We start from the raw sequence: 19,123 nt of genomic DNA on the forward strand, positions 1-19,123 counted from the left end.
CTGCGGTAGAAGCGTAAGCGAGACAGGAATTCATCCGGGAGTCGCCCGAGTCCGGCCGCAGGCATTTCAAGGCCTGGCAGAGCCGGCCGCAACGCCCCGGATTGCAGAAAGGAAAGCGTGATGAGCACGGGCAATTTCGACCTCAACGAACTGAAGCGCCGCATGCAGGGCGCGACCCAGGCGCTGAAGCACGAGCTCGGCGGCCTGCGCACCGGCCGCGCCTCGGCATCGATGGTGGAGCCGGTCCAGGTCGAGGCCTATGGCTCGCACATGCCGCTCAACCAGCTCGCGACCGTCTCCGTGCCCGAGCCGCGCCTGCTCTCGGTGCAGGTCTGGGACCGCTCCATGGTCAAGGCCGTCGAGAAGGCGATCGTCGATTCCAACCTCGGCCTGTCGCCGGCGACCGAAGGCCAGGTGATCCGGCTGCGCATTCCCGAGCTCAACCAGGAGCGGCGCAAGGAGCTGGTCAAGGTCGCGCATAAATATGCGGAAGCTGCCCGTGTCGCCGTCCGCCATGTCCGCCGCGACGGTCTCGATACCCTCAAGAAGCTCGAGAAGAATCACGAGATGTCCGAGGACGATCAGGAGCGCCTCGCTGCCGATGTGCAGAAGGCGACCGACAGCGTGATCTCGGAGATCGACCAGCTGCTGGCGGCGAAGGAAAAGGAAATCCTCACCGTCTGAAGGATGCGCTTGATGTCCAATGCCGCGGCCCCGATGACGGAGGCGCCGGACCGGTCCGACGGACCGGCCCATGTTGCCATCATCATGGATGGCAACGGCCGCTGGGCTGCGGCCCGCGGGCTGCCGCGCGCGGAAGGGCATCGCCGTGGCGTCGAGGCGTTGCGCCGCGTGGTGCGCGCCTCGCATGAGCTCGGCATTCGCTATCTCACCATCTTCTCGTTCTCGTCCGAGAACTGGTCGCGTCCGGCCAGCGAGATCGGCGACCTGTTTGGGCTGCTCCGCCGCTTCATCCGCAACGATCTCGCGACCCTGCATCGCGACGGCGTGCGTGTCAGGGTGATCGGCGAGCGCGACGGGCTCGAGCCCGACATCTGCGCGCTCCTCAGCGAGGCCGAGGAACTGACCCGGGGCAACACGAAGCTGACGCTCGTGGTCGCCTTCAACTACGGCTCGCGCCAGGAGATCGCGCGCGCGGCGCAGCGTCTGGCCAGCGAGGTCGCCGAGGGCCGGCGCGATCCGGCTTCGATCGATGCCGATGCGATCGGCGCTCATCTCGATGCGCCCGATATTCCAGATCCCGATCTCATCATCCGCACCAGCGGCGAGCAGCGGCTGTCCAACTTCCTGATGTGGCAGGCGGCCTATAGCGAGCTGGTGTTCGTGCCGATCCATTGGCCCGACTTCGACAAGGCCGCGCTGGAGGGCGCGATCGCCGAGTTCGGCCGGCGTGAACGCCGCTTCGGCGGTCTCGTGGCGAAAACCGCCTCGTGACCAAACCGGATACCGCTGCCGTGAGAGACGCCGCCAACGCCGCGCAGCGCAATGATCCCGCGCCGCCGAAAAAGGCTGCAACCAGCAATCTGGTGATGCGGGTTGCCGCGGCGCTGGTGCTGGTGCCGCTGGCGCTCGGCGCCGCCTATGCCGGCGGCGTATTCTGGACCGCACTGGTCACGGTGGTCGCGGTCGGCCTGTATCTCGAATGGCTGATGGTGGTGGGCGAGGTTCGCACGGCCAGCGTCGGCACGGCCGGCGCACTGGCCATCGGCGTTGCCGGCCTTTGCTGCGCCTATGGCCTGATCGACTTCGCCGTCGTCGTGCTTGGGCTCGGCCTGGTCGCGGTCACGGCGCTCGCTGCGGGACGTCGCGCCTGGGTGGCCGCCGGCTTCGCCTACGCGTCGGCCGCCGAGCTCGGCTCGGTGCTGGTGCGCTTCGATGCGGCCGAGGGATGGCATGCGCTGGTGCTGGTGTTTCTGGTCGTATGGGCCAGCGACATCGGCGGCTACGTTGCGGGCCGCAGCATCGGCGGGCCGAAGCTCGCGCCGCGGATCAGCCCGAACAAGACCTGGGCCGGCGCCGTCGGCGGCTTCGCCGCCAGCCTCGTCGCCGCGGCCGCCTGGTCGATGGCCGGCGCCGGCGGCCTGATGGCGATGCTCATGCTCGCCGCGGCGCTGTCGGTGGTCTCGCAGCTCGGCGACCTGCTCGAATCTGCGGTGAAGCGGCAGTTCGGGGTCAAGGACTCCAGTCACATCATTCCCGGCCATGGCGGCCTGTTGGATCGCCTGGACGGCTATGTCGCGGCGATCGTCGTCGCCGCGTTGCTCGGTTTGCTGCGCGGCGGCCTCGATGGCGTCGGCCGCGGTCTTCTGGTTTGGTGACCGGCAGCGCGGCTGGCCGGTCGAGATTGTTTGGTGAGAACATGAGCGCAGTGCCATTGCGGAACAACAAGGCCGGTCTCGCGGAGGTGCGCAGCGTCACCGTGCTCGGCGCCACCGGCTCGATCGGCGATTCGACCATGGACCTCGTGCGCGGCGCGCCGGAGCGCTACCGCGTCGAGGCGCTGACCGGCAACAGCAACGTCCAGGGCCTGGTGAAGCTGGCCCGGGAATTCAACCCGCGCTTCGTGGCGGTGGCCGATCCGGCCGGCCTCGACGAGCTGCGCGACGCGCTGGCGGGCACCGGGATCGAATGCGGGGCAGGGGAGAGCGCCATCATCGAGGCGGCAGCCCGTCCCGCCGACTGGGTCATGGCCGCCGTCTCCGGTGCCGCCGGCCTCAAGCCGGCGCTCGCCGCGGTGGACCGCGGCGCGACCGTGGCGCTCGCCAACAAGGAATGCCTGGTCTGTGCCGGCGATTTCTTCATGGAGCGGGCCGCGCGGGCTGGCGCCTGCATCCTGCCGGCCGATTCGGAGCACAACGCGCTGTTCCAGGCGCTGTCCTCGGGCAATCGCGAGGAACTGGTGCGGGTGATCATCACCGCCTCCGGCGGCCCGTTCCGCACCTGGGCGCCGGCCGATATCGAGCAGGCGACCTTGGCCCAGGCCCTGAAACATCCGAACTGGAGCATGGGTCAGAAGATCACGATCGATTCGGCCTCGATGATGAACAAGGGCCTCGAGGTGATCGAGGCGTCCTACCTGTTCGCGCTGTCGCCCGACGAGATCGACGTCCTGGTCCACCCGCAGTCGATCGTCCACGGCATGGTCGAGTTCTCCGACCGTTCGGTGGTGGCGCAGCTCGGCGCGCCGGACATGCGGATTCCGATCGCCCACTGCCTCGGCTGGCCGGAGCGCATCAAGGGGCCGTCGGCCCGGCTCGATCTCGCCAAGATCGGCACGCTGACCTTCGAGGCCCCGGACTTCGAGCGGTTCCCCGGCCTGCGGCTGGCGTACGATTCGCTGCGCACCGGGCGCGGCGCGACGACGGTGTTCAACGCGGCCAACGAGGTCGCCGTCGCGGCCTTCATCGCTGGTCACATCCGGTTCGGTGCGATCGCCCGGCTGGTCGAGGCGACCCTCGAGGACTGGACGCGTTCGGGTAATCTGGCACCGTTGACCTCGGCGGACGACGCCATCGCCATTGACCATGACGCGCGAAAAAGGGCCTCCGGCCTCTTGCCTCAAATCGCCGCAAAAGCATCTTAAAGGGTTGGACGGGCCACTGGCCCATCGGGAAGGTCATCGATGTCGGAATTTTTCCACCATATCTTCAATACGTTGAGCCACGGCCTTCTCGGCTACATCGTCCCGTTCCTGTTCGTGCTGACGATCGTGGTGTTCTTCCACGAACTCGGCCATTTCCTGATCGCGCGCTGGGCCGGCGTGAAGGTGTTGACGTTTTCGCTCGGATTTGGCCCAGAACTGATCGGTTTCAACGACCGCCACAACACCCGCTGGAAGATCTCGGCGATCCCGCTCGGCGGCTACGTGAAGTTCTTCGGCGACGAATCCGAGGCCTCGACGCCGTCGGCCGAGGCGCTCGCCAAGATGACGGCCGAGGAGCGGGCCGACAGCTTCCACCACAAGACCGTCGGTCAGCGCGCTGCGATCGTCGCGGCCGGCCCGATCGCCAATTTCATCCTCGCGGTGATCATCTTCGCCGGCATGGCGCTGTATTTCGGCAAGCCGAACACGACCCCGCGGGTAGATGCCGTCCAGCCGGACAGCGTCGCGGCCCAGGCCGGCTTCAAGGACGGTGACGTCGTCGCCGCCATCGACGGCCGGGCGATCGAGACCTTCGCCGACATGCAGCGCGTCGTCTCGGTCAGCGCCGGCACGGAATTGTCCTTCCTGATCAAGCGGGATGGCACAGAACTCACCCTGAAGGCGACGCCGGCGCTCAAGGAGGTCAAGGACCTGTTCGGCAACAGCCACCGGATCGGCGTGCTCGGCATCCAGTACAACGCCAAGCCGGACGAATCGCGGTCGATCCCGGTCGGGTTCCTCGAGTCGATCAAGATCGGTTTCGAGCAGGTCTGGTTCATCATCTCCACGACCTTCAAATTCATCGCCTCGCTGTTCGCGGGCGCCGGGAGCGCCGGCGACGTCGGCGGTCCGATCCGAATCGCACAACTCTCGGGACAGGCAGCCAGCCTCGGCTTCCAGTTCGTTGTGCAACTGTGCGCGACGCTGTCGGTCTCGATCGGGCTCCTGAACCTGTTCCCGGTTCCGCTGCTCGATGGCGGACACCTGTTGTTCTATGGGGTCGAGGCCGTCCGCGGCCGGCCGCTGTCGGAGCGGGCGCAGGAGATGGGGTTCCGAATCGGCCTCGGGCTGGTCCTCATGCTCATGGTCTTTGCAACCTATAACGATATCCTTCACCTCGCCGGGTCCTGAGCGCGGCTTTTTTACGACGTGGCCGTTGGGCAACGTTTTGAAACGAATTTGAAAATTCAGAGAGATCCGGCGTTTGCCGCCGGGTCCAAATTGGCTACAAGCGAACGACAAATGGGAATCTGTCGGGTTCGTAGGGGTACGGAACCGGCAACGGAATATAAGGGCGCGTAGCGCATGAAGTTCGGATTGCGGGTGCGGGGGGGCTTGGCGGCCGCCTTTATCATGTTCGCCGGCCCGGTGGCTTTGCCGCTGGCGAGCGTGGTTCTTTCGTCGCCAGCTGCGGCTCAGACGGTCAACTCGATCGAAGTGGTCGGTAACCGCCGCGTCGAGCTGGAGACCATCCGATCGTACTTCAAGCCGGGCCCCGGCGGGACGCTCGACGCCGGCCGGGTCGATGACGGCCTCAAGGCGCTGATCGAGACCGGCCTGTTCTCCGACGTGAAGATCAACCGCCAGGGCGGACGCCTGATCGTCACGGTCGTCGAGAATCCGGTGATCGGCCGCGTCGCGTTCGAGGGCAACAAGAAGGTCAAGGACGAGCAGCTCCAGGCGGAAGTGCAGTCGAAGCCGCGCGGCACGCTGTCGCGCCCGATGGTGCAGTCCGACGCCCAGCGCATCGCGGAGATCTATCGCCGCTCGGGCCGTTACGACGTGCGCGTCACGCCGGAAATGATCGAGCAGCCGAACAACCGCGTCGACCTGATCTTCACGATCGAGGAAGGCGCGAAGACCGGCGTGAAGTCGATCGAGTTCGTCGGCAACAACGCCTTCTCGTCCTATCGCCTCAAGGACGTCATCAAGACCCGTGAGACCAACCTCCTGAGCTTCCTCGGCTCGGGCGACGTCTACGATCCGGACCGTGTCGAGGCCGACCGCGACCTGATTCGCCGCTTCTACCTGAAGAACGGCTATGCCGACGTGCAGGTCGTGGCTGCGCTCAGCGAGTACGATCCGGAGCGCAAGGGCTTCCTCGTGACCTTCAAGATCGAGGAAGGCCAGCAGTACCGGGTTGGTTCGGTCGACTTCCAGTCGTCGATCGCGACGCTCGACGCCACCACGCTGCGCGGATATTCGCGCGTCAGCGTCGGCTCGCTCTACAACGTCGAGAACATCGAGAAGTCGGTCGAGGAGATGCAGATCGAGGCCTCGCGGCGCGGCTACGCGTTCGCGGTGGTCCGTCCGCGCGGCGATCGCAACTTCGAGGCTCATACGGTTTCGGTCGTGTTCGCCATCGACGAGGGCCCGCGCACCTATATCGAGCGCATCAACATCCGCGGCAACACCCGCACCCGTGACTACGTCATTCGCCGCGAGTTCGATATCTCCGAGGGCGACGCCTACAACCGCGCCCTGGTGGACCGTGCCGAGCGCCGCCTGAAGAACCTCGACTTCTTCAAGGACGTGAAGATCGTCACCGAGCCGGGCTCTTCCAGCGACCGCGTGGTCCTGAACGTCAACCTGGAAGAGAAGTCGACCGGCGACTTCTCGATCTCCGGCGGTTATTCGACCACGGACGGTGCGCTCGCCGAGGTCTCTATCTCCGAGCGCAACTTCCTCGGCCGCGGCCTGTTCGCCAAGGCGTCGGTGACCTACGGACAGTTCGCCCGCGGCTACTCGCTGTCGTTCGTCGAGCCCTATCTGCTCGACTACCGGGTCGCGCTGGGCCTCGACCTGTACCAGCGCCAGCAGCTCGCCAACAACTTCATCTCCTACGGCACCAAGACGCTCGGCTTCAGCCCGCGCCTCGGCTTCCAGTTGCGGGAAGACCTGTCGCTGCAGCTGCGCTACTCGATCTATCGCCAGGAGATCTCGCTGCCGGCGACGCTGTCGGACTGTAACAACGTCGCGGCCGGCACCCTGATCGGCAACCGCTTCGTGCCGTTCAATCCGACGCCGGCGTTCATCAATGCGAATGGTCTCGCCGATCCGAACGGCGGTCTCGGCTGCTTTGCCAATGGCGAGGCCTCGCTGCCGGTCCGCCAGGAGCTGGCGAACGGCGCGACGCTGACCTCGGCACTCGGCTACACGCTGAACTACAACACGCTCGACAACAACAAGAACCCGACCGACGGCCTGCTGGTCGACTTCAAGCAGGACTTCGCGGGTGTCGGCGGCGATGTGTCGTACCTGAAGACCGCGTTCGATGCGAAGTACTTCACCCCGCTGGTGTCGGACATCGTCAGCATCGTCCACCTCCAGGGCGGCATCCTGAACAAGATCGGCAATACGCAGCTGCGCATGCTCGATCACTTCCAGATGGGTCCGAACCTGGTTCGCGGCTTCGCTCCGAACGGCATTGGTCCGCGCGATATCAATCCATTCGGCACGCAGGACGCGCTGGGCGGCACCAAGTACTGGGGCGCTTCGCTCGAACTGCAGATGCCGTTCTGGTTCCTGCCCAAGGAGACGGGCCTGAAGGGTGCCGTTTACGCCGACGCTGGCGGCCTGTGGGGCTATCAGGGTCCGACGTCCTGGGCTGCGACGGGCGAGGTTAATACCCCCGGCTGTATCAAGCCGACGCGCAACCCGAACAACGCCGGCACCTGCCTTGGTCTGCAGTTCGATGACCAGAACAAGGTCCGGACCTCGGTCGGCGTGGGTCTGGTGTGGGCGTCGCCGTTCGGTCCGCTGCGCTTCGACTACGCGATCCCGCTCACCAAGGGTCAGTTCGACCGGACGCAGGAATTCCGGTTCGGCGGCGGTACCTCGTTCTGAGCCTGGGCCGATCGAATCCGGGTTGGCATCGACCAACCTCGCCGGTGTAAGAAATGGGAGCTCGGTTCCGGGACACCGGAGCCGGGCTCTGACTTTTTGTCTTGAGAGTACGACGGAATGGCCCAGCCGACCTTCTTCCAATCGCCGCCGCCCACGACCCTGGCGGCGATCGCCGCCGCCGCCAAGGCCACCCTGGTCGACCCATCCCGCGGCGAGCAGGTCGTCAAGGGACTGGCGTCGCTCGACGAGGCCGGCCCGATGCATCTGGCGTTCTTCGACAACCTCAGATACGCAGGCCAGCTCGCCGGGACCAAAGCGGGCGCCTGCCTGGTCAGTCCGCGATTCGAGGCGCGCGTGCCGTCCCATGTCGCAGTGCTTCGCGCCAATCAGCCGTTCCGCGCCTTCGTGCAGCTCGCGCGCGAGTTCCATGCCGACGCACTGCGGCCGCAGCCCTGGTTCGGCGACGATGGAATCTCGCCTCAAGCCATCATCGATCCCACTGCGCGGCTGGAGGACGGCGTCATCGTCGAGCCGCTCGCGGTGATCGGCGCCCATGTCGAGATCGGCTCGGGGACGATCGTTGGTGCGGGTGCCGTGATCGGCCCTCACGTCAAGATCGGTCGCGACTGCAATGTCGGTGCCCGTACCGTCATCCAGTGCGCGCTGATCGGCAATGACGTCCTGATCCATCCTGGCTGCAGCATCGGCCAGGATGGCTACGGCTTCATCTTCTTCGGCGCGGATGGGCACACCAAGGTGCCGCAGACCGGGCGGGTGCTGATCCAGAACCATGTCGAGGTCGGCGCCGGCACGACGATCGACCGTGGCAGCCTGCGCGACACGGTGATCGGCGAGGGCACCAAGATCGACAACCAGGTGCAGATTGGCCACAATGTCACAATCGGACGGCATTGCCTGCTGGCGGCCCAGATCGGGCTGGCAGGAAGTCTCACGATCGGCGACAACGTCGCGCTCGGGGCGAAGGTTGGTATCAACAATCACCTGACGATCGGCGATGGTGCGCAGGTGACGGCGATGAGCGGCGTCAAGGACGACATTCCGCCGAACGGCCGGTGGGGCGGTTTCTTCGCCAAGCCGACCAAGCAGTGGTTCCGCGAGATCGTTGCGGTGGAGCGGCTGGTGCGAGATTCGACCGCGACGAACAGGGACGAGGGACGGGAGTGATGGAGGAGTCACCCATCAGGTTTGCGGACGTCGACATCAACGAGATTCTCAAGACGCTGCCGCACCGTTATCCATTTCTCCTGATCGACCGCGTGAAGAACATCCGGGCCGACTACAGCGGCATCGGCGTCAAGAACGTTTCGATCGGCGAGCCCTGCTTCCAGGGGCACTTTCCGGAGCGGCCGGTCTATCCGGGCGTGCTGATGATCGAGGGCATGGCCCAGACCGCCGGCGTGATCGGCATCAAGTCGGTCGAGGGCACGGAAAAGCCGCGCGCGGTGTATTTCCTCACCATCGACAAGTGCAAGTTCCGCAAGCCGGTGCTGCCCGGCCAGACCATCGAGTATCACATGCGCTCGATCGGCCGGCGCAAGACGATGTGGTGGTTCCACGGCGATGCCAAGGTCGACGGCGTCGTCGTCGCCGAGGCCGATGTCGGCGCGATGCTGACCGACTGACGGGCTGGTAGAAAGTTGATTGCGTCGAAATGAGCAAGATTGATCCCACCGCACGCGTCGAGGATGGCGCCGTCATCGGTGAGGGGACCGTGATCGGTCCTTACTGCATCGTCGGCCCCAACGTCGTGATCGGGGCCAACTGCAAGCTGATCAGCCACGTCCAGATCATGGGCCACACCACGCTCGGCGATGACAACGTGATCTCGCCCTTCGTCGTGCTCGGCGGCGCGCCGCAGGATCTCAGCTATCGCGGCGAGCCGCATCGGCTCGAGATCGGCTCCGGCTGCACCTTCCGTGAAGGCGTGACGATGAACATCGGCACCACGAAAGGCGGCGGCCTGACCAAGGTCGGCAATGCCGGGTTCTTCATGAACAATGCCCATGTCGCCCACGATTGCGTTGTCGGCGACAACGTGATCTTCGCGACCTCGGCGACACTTGGCGGCCATGTCGAGGTCGGTGATTCCGTCTACATCGGCGGCCTGTCCGCGGTGCATCAGTTCACCCGCATCGGCCATGGCGTGATGGTCGGCGGCGTCTGCGGCGTACGCGGCGATATCATTCCGTATGGCCTCGCCAACGGCCAGTATGCCGCGCTCGAAGGTCTCAACGTCATTGGCATGAAGCGCCGCAAGTTCACACGCGAGCGCCTCGCCACGGTGCGTGCCTTCTATCAAAAGCTTTTCCATGGCCCCGGCGTGTTCGCCGATCGCCTCGCGGCGGTGCGACCGCTGGCCGGCGAGGATCCCGCCATTGCCGAGATCCTCGCCTTCATCGATGGCGGCCGACATCGCGCCTTGTGCCTGCCCGAGATCGGCAGGCCGGCCATCGAGCCGTAGCGCCATGGCGACGCCGGCCGCCGAGACCTCTCCGCCGATCGGCATGATCGCCGCGGGCGGGGTGCTGCCTTTCGCGGTCGCCGATGCCATCGTCGCGCGCGGCCAGACGCCGGTGCTGTTCGCCCTGAAGGGCATCTGCGATCCAAAGCCGCTGGCGCGCTTTCGTCATCACTGGATCGGCCTCGGCCAACTCGGCAATGCCCTGAAGCTCCTGAAGGCCGAGGGCGTTCGCGATCTCATGTTCATCGGCAATCTCGTTCGTCCGGCCGTGTCGGAGATCCGCTTCGACTGGGGCACGCTGCGCGAGCTGCCCTACATCTGGTCGGCCTTTCGCGGCGGTGACGATCATCTGCTGTCCGGCGTCGGCCGCATCTTCGAGCGTCACGGCTTTCACATGATCGGCGTCAAGGACGTCGCCCCCAATCTGCTCGTCCCCGAAGGGCGGCTGACGCGGAGCGGGCCCAACGATCTGGTGACCGGCGACATCGCCAAAGGAATGTCCGTGCTCCGCGCCATGGCGCCGTTCGATGTCGGGCAGGCCGTGGTCGTGATCGACGGCCACGTCGTTGCGCTCGAGGACATCGAGGGCACCGACGGGCTGCTGGCCCGCGTGGCGCGGCTGCGCGCCGATCGCCGCATTCGTGCTGCTGCCGGGCGCGGCGTGCTGGTGAAGGCGCCCAAGGCCGGCCAGGACCTGCGTTACGACCTGCCGACCATCGGTCCGCGCACCGTCGAGGGGCTTTCGGCCGCGGGTCTCGCCGGAGTCGCCGTCGCTGCCGCCTATACTCTGCTCGCCGATCCCCAGGAGACAGTGGCTGTCGCCGATCGGGCAGGCGTGTTCATCACGGGTGTCACGGCGTGACGCCCCGGCCTCCGGCAGGCCCGGCCATGCGCAGGATCTGCCTGGTCGCGACCGAAGAGTCCGGTGATCGCCTCGGCGCCAGCCTGATGAAGGTGCTGCGCCAGCGGCTCGGCGACGGCGTCGAATTCTCCGGCGTCGGTGGCCGCGGCATGACACGCGAGGGACTCGCCTCGCTGTTTCCGATCGAGGAGCTCTCGATCGTCGGCTTCGCGGCGGTGCTGAAGCAGCTGCCCAAGATCCTCCGTCTGATCCGCGGCACCGTCGATGCGATCGTTGCGGACCAGCCCGACGTGCTCGTCATCATCGACAGTCCCGATTTCACCCAGCGCGTGGCGAAGCGGGTTCACGCGCGCGATCCCGAGATTCCGATCGTGAACTACGTGGCGCCGACCGTATGGGCGTGGCGCCCGGGCCGGGCGCGCGCGATGCGCGGCTACGTCGATCACGTGCTGGGCTTGCTGCCGTTCGAGCCGGAGGCGTTCCGAAGGCTCAATGGTCCGCCCTGCACCTATGTCGGCCATCCCCTGATCGAACAGCTCGCCAACCTGCGCCCCAATGCGGCAGAGCAGGCGCGCCGAGATGCCGACCCTCCCGTTCTGCTGGTGCTTCCTGGCAGCCGGCGCAGCGAGGTCGCTCGCCACATCGCCGTGTTCGGCGAGACATTGGCGCGGCTGCGCGCCCAAAACCTGGCCTTCGAAGCCGTGCTGCCCACCACGCCGCATCTCGAAGCCGCGGTGCGGGCTGGAGTCGCAAACTGGCCGCTCGTTCCGGAGATCATCACGGGCGAGGCCGAGAAGCGGGCAGCCTTCAGGCGCGCGCGCGCCGCGCTCGCCAAGTCCGGCACGGTGACCCTGGAGCTCGCGCTGTCCGGCGTGCCGATGGTGACGGCGTATCGCGTCGGCGAGATCGAGGCGTTCATTCTCCGGCGAGTCGTCAACGTGCAATCGGTCATTCTGGCCAATCTCGTGATCGGCGAGAACGTCATTCCGGAATTCCTTCAGGAAGCCTGCACCGCCGACAATCTCGCGCCCGTTCTCGCCGATCTCCTGGGCGACGGTCCGATACGTTCGCGCCAGGTCGAGGCATTCAATCGCCTCGACGCGATCATGTCCACGGGCGCGGCCTCGCCAAGCGTGCGCGCGGCCGACATCGTGCTGGCGACGATGCGCAGCGGACGGCGCTGATCAGGCCTGAAGCGGCATCTTGAATTCGAAGGTCGCTCTGTCGCCGGTCGACGTGGCCTGGAGCGTGCCGCCATGCGCTCGCGCAATCTCAGAGGCGATGTAGAGTCCGAGCCCGAGACCATGCTGGCTCGGACGCTCGCCACGCATGTAGGGCTTGAACAGATTCTGCATCGCCTTGTCCGAGATCGGCGGTCCGTGATTGGTGACGGCGAGCACGAAAGAGCCCTCGCTCGTCGTTGCGGAGACCTGGATCGGCTTGTCCTTGTCGCCGTAGGAGATGGCGTTGCCGAGCAGGTTCGAGAACAATTGCCCGATCTTGCTGCGGTCGCATTTGACCGGCTCCGCGATGTTGATCCGGGTCTCGATCTCGTGATCGGGCCAGGCCAGACGGATCTCGGAGATGACCTGCTCGATCACCGGCGCCAGCGGTTGCCGCGCGTCGGGCTTGATCGTCAGGCCGCCGCCGAGGCGCCCCCGGGCGAAATCCATGATGTTGTCGACCAGTCCGGCCATGCGCATGACTGATTTCTGAATCATGGAAATGATCTCAGGCGCTCTGGCGCTGTCCTGACTGCGGAGCAGCACGCGCATTCCGGCGTCGATCGAGGCCAGCGGATTGCGGAGGTCATGGCCGAGAACGCCGATGAATTGCTCTCTCAGCTCGGCGGTCCGGCGCTCGTCGAGCAGGTCAGCCTGGGTGATCTTCAGCCGTTCCTCGGTCGAAAACCTGCGCTTCTCGCTGAGGCCGAGGCTGGCCTGACTGAGCGCGAAGCGCTGATGAAGCTCCAGCTGGGCCGCGATCAACTCCCCGAACAGCTGAAAGGTGCTGACGATCTCGGGCCGGTCCAGCTCGCGCGGCGCTGGATCGATCGCACACAGGGTGCCCCAGATGGTCCCGTCGGACAGGGTGATCGGAGCGGAGATATAGCTGCGAAAGCCGTAGAGCTTTGGCGTCGGGTGATCGCGAAACATGCGATCCGTCTCGACGTCACAGATGACGACAGCTTTGCCTCGCTCCCGGACCTCGCTGCAGATCGTCGTCTTGACGCGCAGCTCGCCACCCTTTTTCAGGCCGAAATTGATGTCGTCGCGAACCGCACAACAGACCCATCGATCCGAGGTCACGCGCGCGACCGCGACGAATCCCATCCCGGTGATCCTGCTCACCGAGTCCAGAATTTTGGGAACGGCGTCGAGCTGCTGGACAGCGTCGACGTCCGGGTTGGGATTGGTCGTCATCGTATGCTCGAGCTGGTCCCCGATCCAGGATGCAAGTCGTGTCTTCGATTTGCACCGTTCAACGCATTCAGCCCCGGAACGTTCGCCGGAACAAAATGATCGTCGTGCGATTGAATGAGATTGGACAGGAGACAGAGTGTCCCGCGTTCGGCTCACAAGAAAAACAGTTCTGGTCGTTGAGGACGAGGGGCTGATCCGCGCCAACGCTGTCGACATGATCAGAGACCTCGGTTTCGAAGTCATCGAGGCAGCTGACGCCGATCAGGCCATTTCGCTTCTCGAACGATGTGACCGCATATCGGTGGTCTTCACGGACGTCCAAATGCCGGGGTCGATGGATGGCCTGCGGCTGGTCGCCGTCATCAGGGACCGCTGGCCTCCGGTCGCGCTCCTGGTGACGTCAGGTCAGGTGACCCCTTCGGAACTGCCGTCCGGCGCGCGCTTCCTTGCTAAGCCATACGGGGCCGAGCAGCTCAGGTCTCATCTCGAGGCGCTGGCCTGATGCACTCCCGGCCGATGCCGCGAGTCAGAAAGGTGCGACCTCACAAACGAAACGGCGCCGTCGGGATCGACGGCGCCGTTCGAAAGCGGAGTTGCGCTGCGCTCAGCCGCGCTTGTCCATCTCGACATAGTCGCGCGTCGCGACGCCGGTGTAGAGCTGGCGCGGACGGCCGATCTTCTGTTGCGGATCCTCGATCATCTCGCTCCACTGGCTGATCCAGCCGACGGTGCGGGCGACGGCGAACAGCACGGTGAACATCGACACCGGGAAGCCCATCGCCTTCAGGGTGATGCCCGAGTAGAAGTCGACGTTCGGATAGAGCTTGCGCTCGATGAAGTACTGATCGCTGAGCGCGATCTTCTCGAGCTCCATCGCAACCTTGAGCATCTGATCGTCGGCGTGGCCCGTCTCCTTGAGCACCGCGTGACACATCTTCTGCATGATCTTGGCGCGCGGGTCGTAGTTCTTGTAGACGCGATGGCCGAAGCCCATCAGGCGCACGTCGCTGTTCTTGTCCTTCACCTTGGCGATGAAGTCCGGAATCTTGTCGACGGTGCCGATCTCGGCCAGCATGTTCAGCGCCGCCTCGTTGGCGCCGCCATGCGCCGGACCCCACAGGCAGGCGATGCCGGCGGCGATGCACGCGAACGGGTTGGCGCCCGACGAGCCGGCGATGCGCACCGTCGAGGTCGAGGCGTTCTGCTCGTGATCGGCGTGCAGGATGAAGATCTTGTCGAGCGCGTCGGCGAGAACCGGGTTCGGCTTGTACTCCTCGCACGGCACCGCGAAGCACATGTGCAGGAAGTTCTCGGCGAACGAGAGCGAGTTCTTCGGATAAACGAAAGGCTGGCCGATGGTGTATTTGTAGGCCATCGCCGCCAGGGTCGGAATCTTCGCGATCATCCGCATCGACGCGATCATGCGCTGCTTCGGATCGTTGATGTCGGTGGAGTCGTGGTAGAACGCGGCGAGCGCGCCGACCGAAGCGACCATGACCGCCATCGGATGCGCGTCGCGGCGGAAGCCGTGGAAGAAGCGCGACATCTGCTCGTGCACCATCGTGTGGTGGGTCACGCGATAGTCGAAATCCTGCTTCTGGGCCTTGGTGGGAAGCTCCCCGTACAGCAGCAGATAGCAGGTCTCCAGGAAGTCACCCTTCTCGGCGAGCTGCTCGATCGGATATCCGCGGTATTCCAGGACGCCGGCATCGCCGTCGATATAGGTGATCTTGGACTGGCAGCTGCCGGTCGAGGTGAAGCCGGGATCATAGGTGAACATCCCGGTCTGGGCGTAGAGCTTGCCGATGTCGATGACGTCGGGACCCACGGTGCCGCTCAGGATCGGAAGATCGAAATTCTTGTTGCCGACGGTGAGGGTCGCGGTCTTGCTTGCGGATTTTGCGTCCATCGTTTGTCCCCGATGAGATCGTTAGGCTTGGCCCTTGTTCTTTTTGAGAGATGGCAGGGCGGGTGGACTTTATCCAGTGCGGTGGCTTTGACATTCGCGTCACTGTCGCTGCCAACAGCTTAAGCGAAGGTCAAATCCGAAACCGTACTGGAATCTTATACTTACTAGTGTCCTTCGGCCCTAACATCCGTCAACGAGCCCGCCGCAACGTGTGAAGGATGTTCGAGCCGGGAAAACCAGTGGGTGCCGCGCAAATGCGTATCGTATTGCCCTGTGCGCTGCAAGATGGGGGGCCATGAGACCTTATGAGGTGGTCTGGTCCTCCAGACGGCCCAAGGATTCATCACGCCCCAGGATCGCCAGAACGTCGAAAATACCGGGTGAGGTGGTTCGGCCGGTGAGCGCCGCGCGGAGCGGCTGCGCCACCGCGCCCAGCTTGAGATTGTTGGCTTCAGCAAACGCACGCAGCGCGGCTTCTGTGGCCGGTCCGCTCCAGGACGCGACAGCAGCCAGCGCGTCACGCAGCCGGCCGATCAAGGCGCGGCTGTCCGGCGTCAGCAGGGCGGCGGCCTTGGCGTCGATCGGAAGCGGCCGGTCGGCAAAGATGAAGGCGGCGCCGTCGATCAGCTCCAAGAGCGTCTTGGCGCGCTCCTTCAGGCTCGGCATCGCCAAAGTGAGCTGCGCGCGCGTGGCGTCGTTGAGCTTGGCCTTGAGAGCCGCGCCGTTCGGCACGTAATTCAGCACGTCCTCGAACTGGCGCACCAGCGCCGCATCGTCGCTGTGGCGGATGTAGTGGCCGTTGAGATTTTCCAGCTTGGCAAAGTCGAACCGCGCCGCCGAGCGGCCGATCGCCGGCAGGTCGAACGCCTTGATCATCTCCTCGGTCGAGAAGATCTCCTGGTCGCCATGGCTCCAGCCGAGCCGCACCAGGTAATTGCGCAGTGCCGACGGCAGATATCCCATCGCACGGTAGGCGTCGACGCCGAGCGCGCCGTGGCGCTTCGACAGCTTCGAGCCATCGGGCCCGTGAATCAGCGGGATGTGCGACATCGACGGCACCGTCCAGCCGAGCGCATCGTAGATCTGCTTCTGGCGCGCGGCGTTGATCAGATGGTCGTCGCCGCGGATGACGTGGGTGACGCCCATGTCGTGGTCGTCGACGACGACCGCCAGCATGTAGGTCGGATTGCCATCGCCTCGCAGCAGCACGAGGTCGTCGAGGTTCTCGTTCTGCCAGACCACGCGGCCCTGGACCTGATCCTCGATCACGGTCTCGCCGGTCAGCGGCGCGCGCAGCCGGATCGTCGGCTTGACGCCTTCGGGCGCCTCCTTGGGATCGCGGTCGCGCCACATGCCGTCGTAGAGCCGGGTGCGGCCTTCGGCGCGCGCCTTCTCGCGCATCGCGGCCAGCTCCTCGGCGGTGGCATAGCAGCGATACGCCATGCCGCTGGCGAGCAGTTGCTCGGCGACCTCGCGATGGCGCGCGGCGCGGCTATATTGGTAGATGACCTCGCCGTCCCAATCGAGCTCGAGCCATTTCAGGCCGTCGAGGATGGCGTCGATCGCCGCACTGGTCGAGCGCTCGCGGTCGGTGTCCTCGATCCTGAGCAGCATCTTGCCGCCGCGGCCGCGCGCATACAGCCAGTTGAACAGGGCCGTCCGGGCGCCTCCGATGTGGAGAAAGCCGGTCGGGGAGGGGGCAAAGCGCGTGACGATCGGGGTGGTCATGGGCGGCAGCACGAAATCCAGGCAGGGGCTCAAGAGGGCGGGGGGTGTATAGCAGGCCTATCGCATAACTAAAGCCTTCCTTGGGGGAAGCGGATTTGGCAGATAGGCTGCCAAATTCCGGAGCAGGATATTCTTGATGACCACGACGACAGACACGGCGGCGACGGCAGAGGCAGGGCGCGACTTCATCCGCGACATCGTCCAGGCCGATCTCGACAGCGGCAGGCACAAGACGGTCGTCACCCGGTTCCCGCCGGAGCCGAACGGCTACCTGCATATCGGCCATGCCAAGTCGATCGGCCTCAACTTCGGCATTGCCCAGGAGTTCGGCGGCCGCTGCAATCTGCGCTTCGACGACACCAATCCGACCAAGGAAGAGCAGGAATATATCGATTCCATCCAGGCTGACGTGCGCTGGCTCGGCTATGACTGGGGCGACAACCTGTTCTTCGCCTCGGATTACTTCGAACGCCTCTACGACTGGGCCGAGGGCCTGATCAAGGCCGGCTTGGCCTATGTCGACGACCAGTCTCAGGAAGACATTCGGCTGTCGCGCGGCACGCTGACCGAGCCCGGCAGGAACAGCCCGTTCCGCGACCGTTCGGTCGAGGAGAATCTCGACCTGTTCCGGCGCATGAAGGCCGGCGAATTCCCGAACGGCGCGCGCGTGCTGCGCGCCAAGATCGACATGGCCGCCGGCAACATCAACCTGCGCGACCCCGTGCTGTACCGGATCCTGCACGCCCACCACCCGCGCACCGGCGACGCCTGGAAGATCTATCCGAGCTATGACTACGCGCACGGGCAGTCCGACGCGATCGAGGGCGTGACGCACTCGATCTGCACGCTCGAGTTCGAGGATCACCGGCCCCTCTACGACTGGTTCCTGGACAAGCTGCCGGTGCCGTCGCATCCGCACCAGTACGAGTTCGCGCGCCTCAATCTCACCTATACTCTGCTATCCAAGCGCGTGCTGACGCGGCTGGTGCAGGACGGCCATGTCTCCGGCTGGAACGATCCCCGCATGCCGACCATCGCCGGCCTGAAGCGGCGCGGCGTGCCGCCGGCGGCGGTGCGCGAGTTCATCAAGCGCATCGGCATCGCCAAGGCGAACAGCATCGTCGACGTCGGCATGCTCGAATTCTGCATTCGTGAGGAGCTGAACCGCACGGCGCTGCGCCGGATGGCGGTGCTGCGGCCGCTGAAGGTGGTGATCGAGAACTATCCGGAAGGCCAGGTCGAGGAGCTCGAGGCGATCAACCATCCCGACGATCCCGCAGCCGGCACGCGCAGGATCGCGTTCGGCCGCGAGCTCTATATCGAGCAGGACGACTTCATGGAGAATCCGCCGAAGAAGTTCTTCCGCCTGTCGCCGGGCAACGAGGTGCGGCTGCGCTACGCCTATTTCATCAAGTGCCGCGACGTCATCAAGAACGACGCCGGCGAGATCGTCGAGCTGCGCTGTACCTATGATCCGGCGACCAAGGGCGGCAACGCGCCTGATGGCCGCAAGGTCAAGGCGACGATGCACTGGCTGCCCGCTGCACAGTCGCTGACCGCCGAGATCCGCCTCTACAACCAGCTGTTCGCCAATCCGAGCCCCAATGCGGCCGACTTCACCGCCGATCTCAATCCCAACTCGCTCGAGGTCCTGACCGACGCGCGCATCGAGCCGGCGATCGCCGAGAGCAATTCCGACGCGCCGATGCAGTTCGAGCGCCAGGGCTACTTCGTGCGCGATCCGGATTCGACACCCGACAAGCTCGTGTTCAACCGCACCATCGGCCTGCGCGACACCTTCGCCAAGGAAGTCGCGAAGGGGTGAGGCAAGCGGAGACCGCGGGACGCGTGTGGCTCAGCTGATCGCGTCCTGCCCGGCCTCGGTCAGCGTCGGCACGCCGTCGGTGAGTTCGACGAGGCCGCGCTCGGTGAGCAGCGAAAGATCTTCGTCGGCGACAGGGGACAGCGTCAGCCGGTGGGCCTTGATGTCCCGGAGAGTCCAGCGCAGGTGGATCGCCTTCTCGAGCGCGAGGTCGGCGAAGGGGTCTTCAGGGTCGTGGGCGTCCATCCCCTGAAAAGCACGTGCGGCGCAAAAAGTTCCCCCGCAGCGGCCGTGCAGATTTCCAGGATTCCCGTTCCGTTCTGCTAGGCGCGCTCGCGCAGCTTCCGGTAGCCTTTCCGCCCGTCGGGTAACGGGTGGTGTGGGGGC

The 19,123-nt window shown here is 65.3% G+C and carries 17 protein-coding genes; 13 read left to right on the plus strand and 4 right to left on the minus strand.

Annotated elements, in window-relative coordinates; translation table 11 throughout:
- The first annotated feature begins 120 nt into the window (after window positions 1-120).
- The 11 genes from frr (at window position 121) to lpxB (ending at window position 12,038) form a co-directional block, all read left to right on the plus strand.
- Complete coding sequence (gene frr, locus ACQR0U_RS25645) at window positions 121-684, plus strand: ribosome recycling factor (protein WP_315711599.1); 564 nt, start codon at window positions 121-123, stop codon at window positions 682-684.
- A gap of 12 nt (window positions 685-696) precedes the next feature.
- Window positions 697-1,455, plus strand: coding sequence for an isoprenyl transferase (locus ACQR0U_RS25650; RefSeq protein WP_315750907.1), 759 nt, complete (start codon window positions 697-699; stop codon window positions 1,453-1,455).
- Window positions 1,452-2,339 (plus strand): phosphatidate cytidylyltransferase, encoded by an 888-nt coding sequence (locus ACQR0U_RS25655; RefSeq protein ID WP_315827148.1) that lies wholly within the window; start codon window positions 1,452-1,454, stop codon window positions 2,337-2,339. Before ACQR0U_RS25650 ends, ACQR0U_RS25655 begins: the two co-directional genes overlap by 4 nt.
- 41 nt (window positions 2,340-2,380) lie before the next feature.
- Entirely contained in the window at window positions 2,381-3,604 is a 1,224-nt protein-coding gene (gene dxr / locus ACQR0U_RS25660) for a 1-deoxy-D-xylulose-5-phosphate reductoisomerase (protein ID WP_315711602.1), read from the plus strand.
- Window positions 3,605-3,643: 39 nt separating this feature from the next.
- Window positions 3,644-4,795 carry an RIP metalloprotease RseP gene (gene rseP / locus ACQR0U_RS25665; protein ID WP_315750909.1) on the plus strand — a complete coding sequence of 384 codons (1,152 nt, stop codon included), beginning with the start codon at window positions 3,644-3,646 and terminating at the stop codon, window positions 4,793-4,795.
- Between the two features lie 174 nt (window positions 4,796-4,969).
- Complete coding sequence (gene bamA / locus ACQR0U_RS25670; RefSeq protein ID WP_315711604.1) at window positions 4,970-7,510, plus strand: outer membrane protein assembly factor BamA; 2,541 nt, start codon at window positions 4,970-4,972, stop codon at window positions 7,508-7,510.
- A gap of 117 nt (window positions 7,511-7,627) precedes the next feature.
- Window positions 7,628-8,695 (plus strand): UDP-3-O-(3-hydroxymyristoyl)glucosamine N-acyltransferase, encoded by a 1,068-nt coding sequence (lpxD, locus tag ACQR0U_RS25675; protein ID WP_315711605.1) that lies wholly within the window; start codon window positions 7,628-7,630, stop codon window positions 8,693-8,695.
- Window positions 8,695-9,153, plus strand: a complete 459-nt coding sequence (fabZ, locus tag ACQR0U_RS25680; RefSeq protein ID WP_284418776.1) for a 3-hydroxyacyl-ACP dehydratase FabZ — start codon at window positions 8,695-8,697, stop codon at window positions 9,151-9,153. The genes lpxD and fabZ overlap by 1 nt, the downstream gene beginning before the upstream one ends.
- A 29-nt stretch (window positions 9,154-9,182) precedes the next feature.
- Window positions 9,183-9,992 (plus strand): acyl-ACP--UDP-N-acetylglucosamine O-acyltransferase, encoded by an 810-nt coding sequence (gene lpxA / locus ACQR0U_RS25685; RefSeq protein WP_315711606.1) that lies wholly within the window; start codon window positions 9,183-9,185, stop codon window positions 9,990-9,992.
- A gap of 4 nt (window positions 9,993-9,996) precedes the next feature.
- Window positions 9,997-10,854, plus strand: a complete 858-nt coding sequence (locus ACQR0U_RS25690) for an LpxI family protein (protein WP_434843776.1) — start codon at window positions 9,997-9,999, stop codon at window positions 10,852-10,854.
- Between the two features lie 26 nt (window positions 10,855-10,880).
- Window positions 10,881-12,038, plus strand: coding sequence for a lipid-A-disaccharide synthase (lpxB, locus tag ACQR0U_RS25695; RefSeq protein ID WP_434843775.1), 1,158 nt, complete (start codon window positions 10,881-10,883; stop codon window positions 12,036-12,038).
- On the opposite strand, the gene ACQR0U_RS25700 is transcribed toward lpxB, so the two are convergent.
- The gene (locus tag ACQR0U_RS25700) at window positions 12,039-13,277 is read right to left on the minus strand and encodes a GAF domain-containing sensor histidine kinase (RefSeq protein WP_434843774.1); all 1,239 of its coding nucleotides are present in this window, start codon (window positions 13,275-13,277) and stop codon (window positions 12,039-12,041) included.
- A gap of 136 nt (window positions 13,278-13,413) precedes the next feature.
- On the opposite strand from ACQR0U_RS25700, the gene ACQR0U_RS25705 reads away from it, so the two are divergent.
- Complete coding sequence (locus tag ACQR0U_RS25705; RefSeq protein ID WP_315711610.1) at window positions 13,414-13,779, plus strand: response regulator; 366 nt, start codon at window positions 13,414-13,416, stop codon at window positions 13,777-13,779.
- Window positions 13,780-13,881: 102 nt separating this feature from the next.
- Here the strand turns inward: ACQR0U_RS25705 and gltA are convergent, their stop codons facing one another.
- Complete coding sequence (gltA, locus tag ACQR0U_RS25710) at window positions 13,882-15,186, minus strand: citrate synthase (RefSeq protein ID WP_315711611.1); 1,305 nt, start codon at window positions 15,184-15,186, stop codon at window positions 13,882-13,884.
- A 303-nt stretch (window positions 15,187-15,489) separates the two neighbouring features.
- Entirely contained in the window at window positions 15,490-16,914 is a 1,425-nt protein-coding gene (gene gltX / locus ACQR0U_RS25715; protein WP_316165253.1) for a glutamate--tRNA ligase, read from the minus strand.
- A 136-nt stretch (window positions 16,915-17,050) separates the two neighbouring features.
- On the opposite strand from gltX, the gene ACQR0U_RS25720 reads away from it, so the two are divergent.
- On the plus strand, window positions 17,051-18,739 hold the full coding sequence (locus ACQR0U_RS25720; protein ID WP_315750914.1) for a glutamine--tRNA ligase/YqeY domain fusion protein: 1,689 nt from the start codon (window positions 17,051-17,053) through the stop codon (window positions 18,737-18,739).
- Window positions 18,740-18,769: 30 nt separating this feature from the next.
- On the opposite strand, the gene ACQR0U_RS25725 is transcribed toward ACQR0U_RS25720, so the two are convergent.
- The gene (locus ACQR0U_RS25725; RefSeq protein WP_315711615.1) at window positions 18,770-18,982 is read right to left on the minus strand and encodes a hypothetical protein; all 213 of its coding nucleotides are present in this window, start codon (window positions 18,980-18,982) and stop codon (window positions 18,770-18,772) included.
- Window positions 18,983-19,123 lie beyond the last annotated feature (141 nt).

The organism is Bradyrhizobium sp. HKCCYLRH3097 (assembly GCF_051167875.1).
Taxonomy (GTDB): Bacteria; Pseudomonadota; Alphaproteobacteria; order Rhizobiales; family Xanthobacteraceae; genus Bradyrhizobium.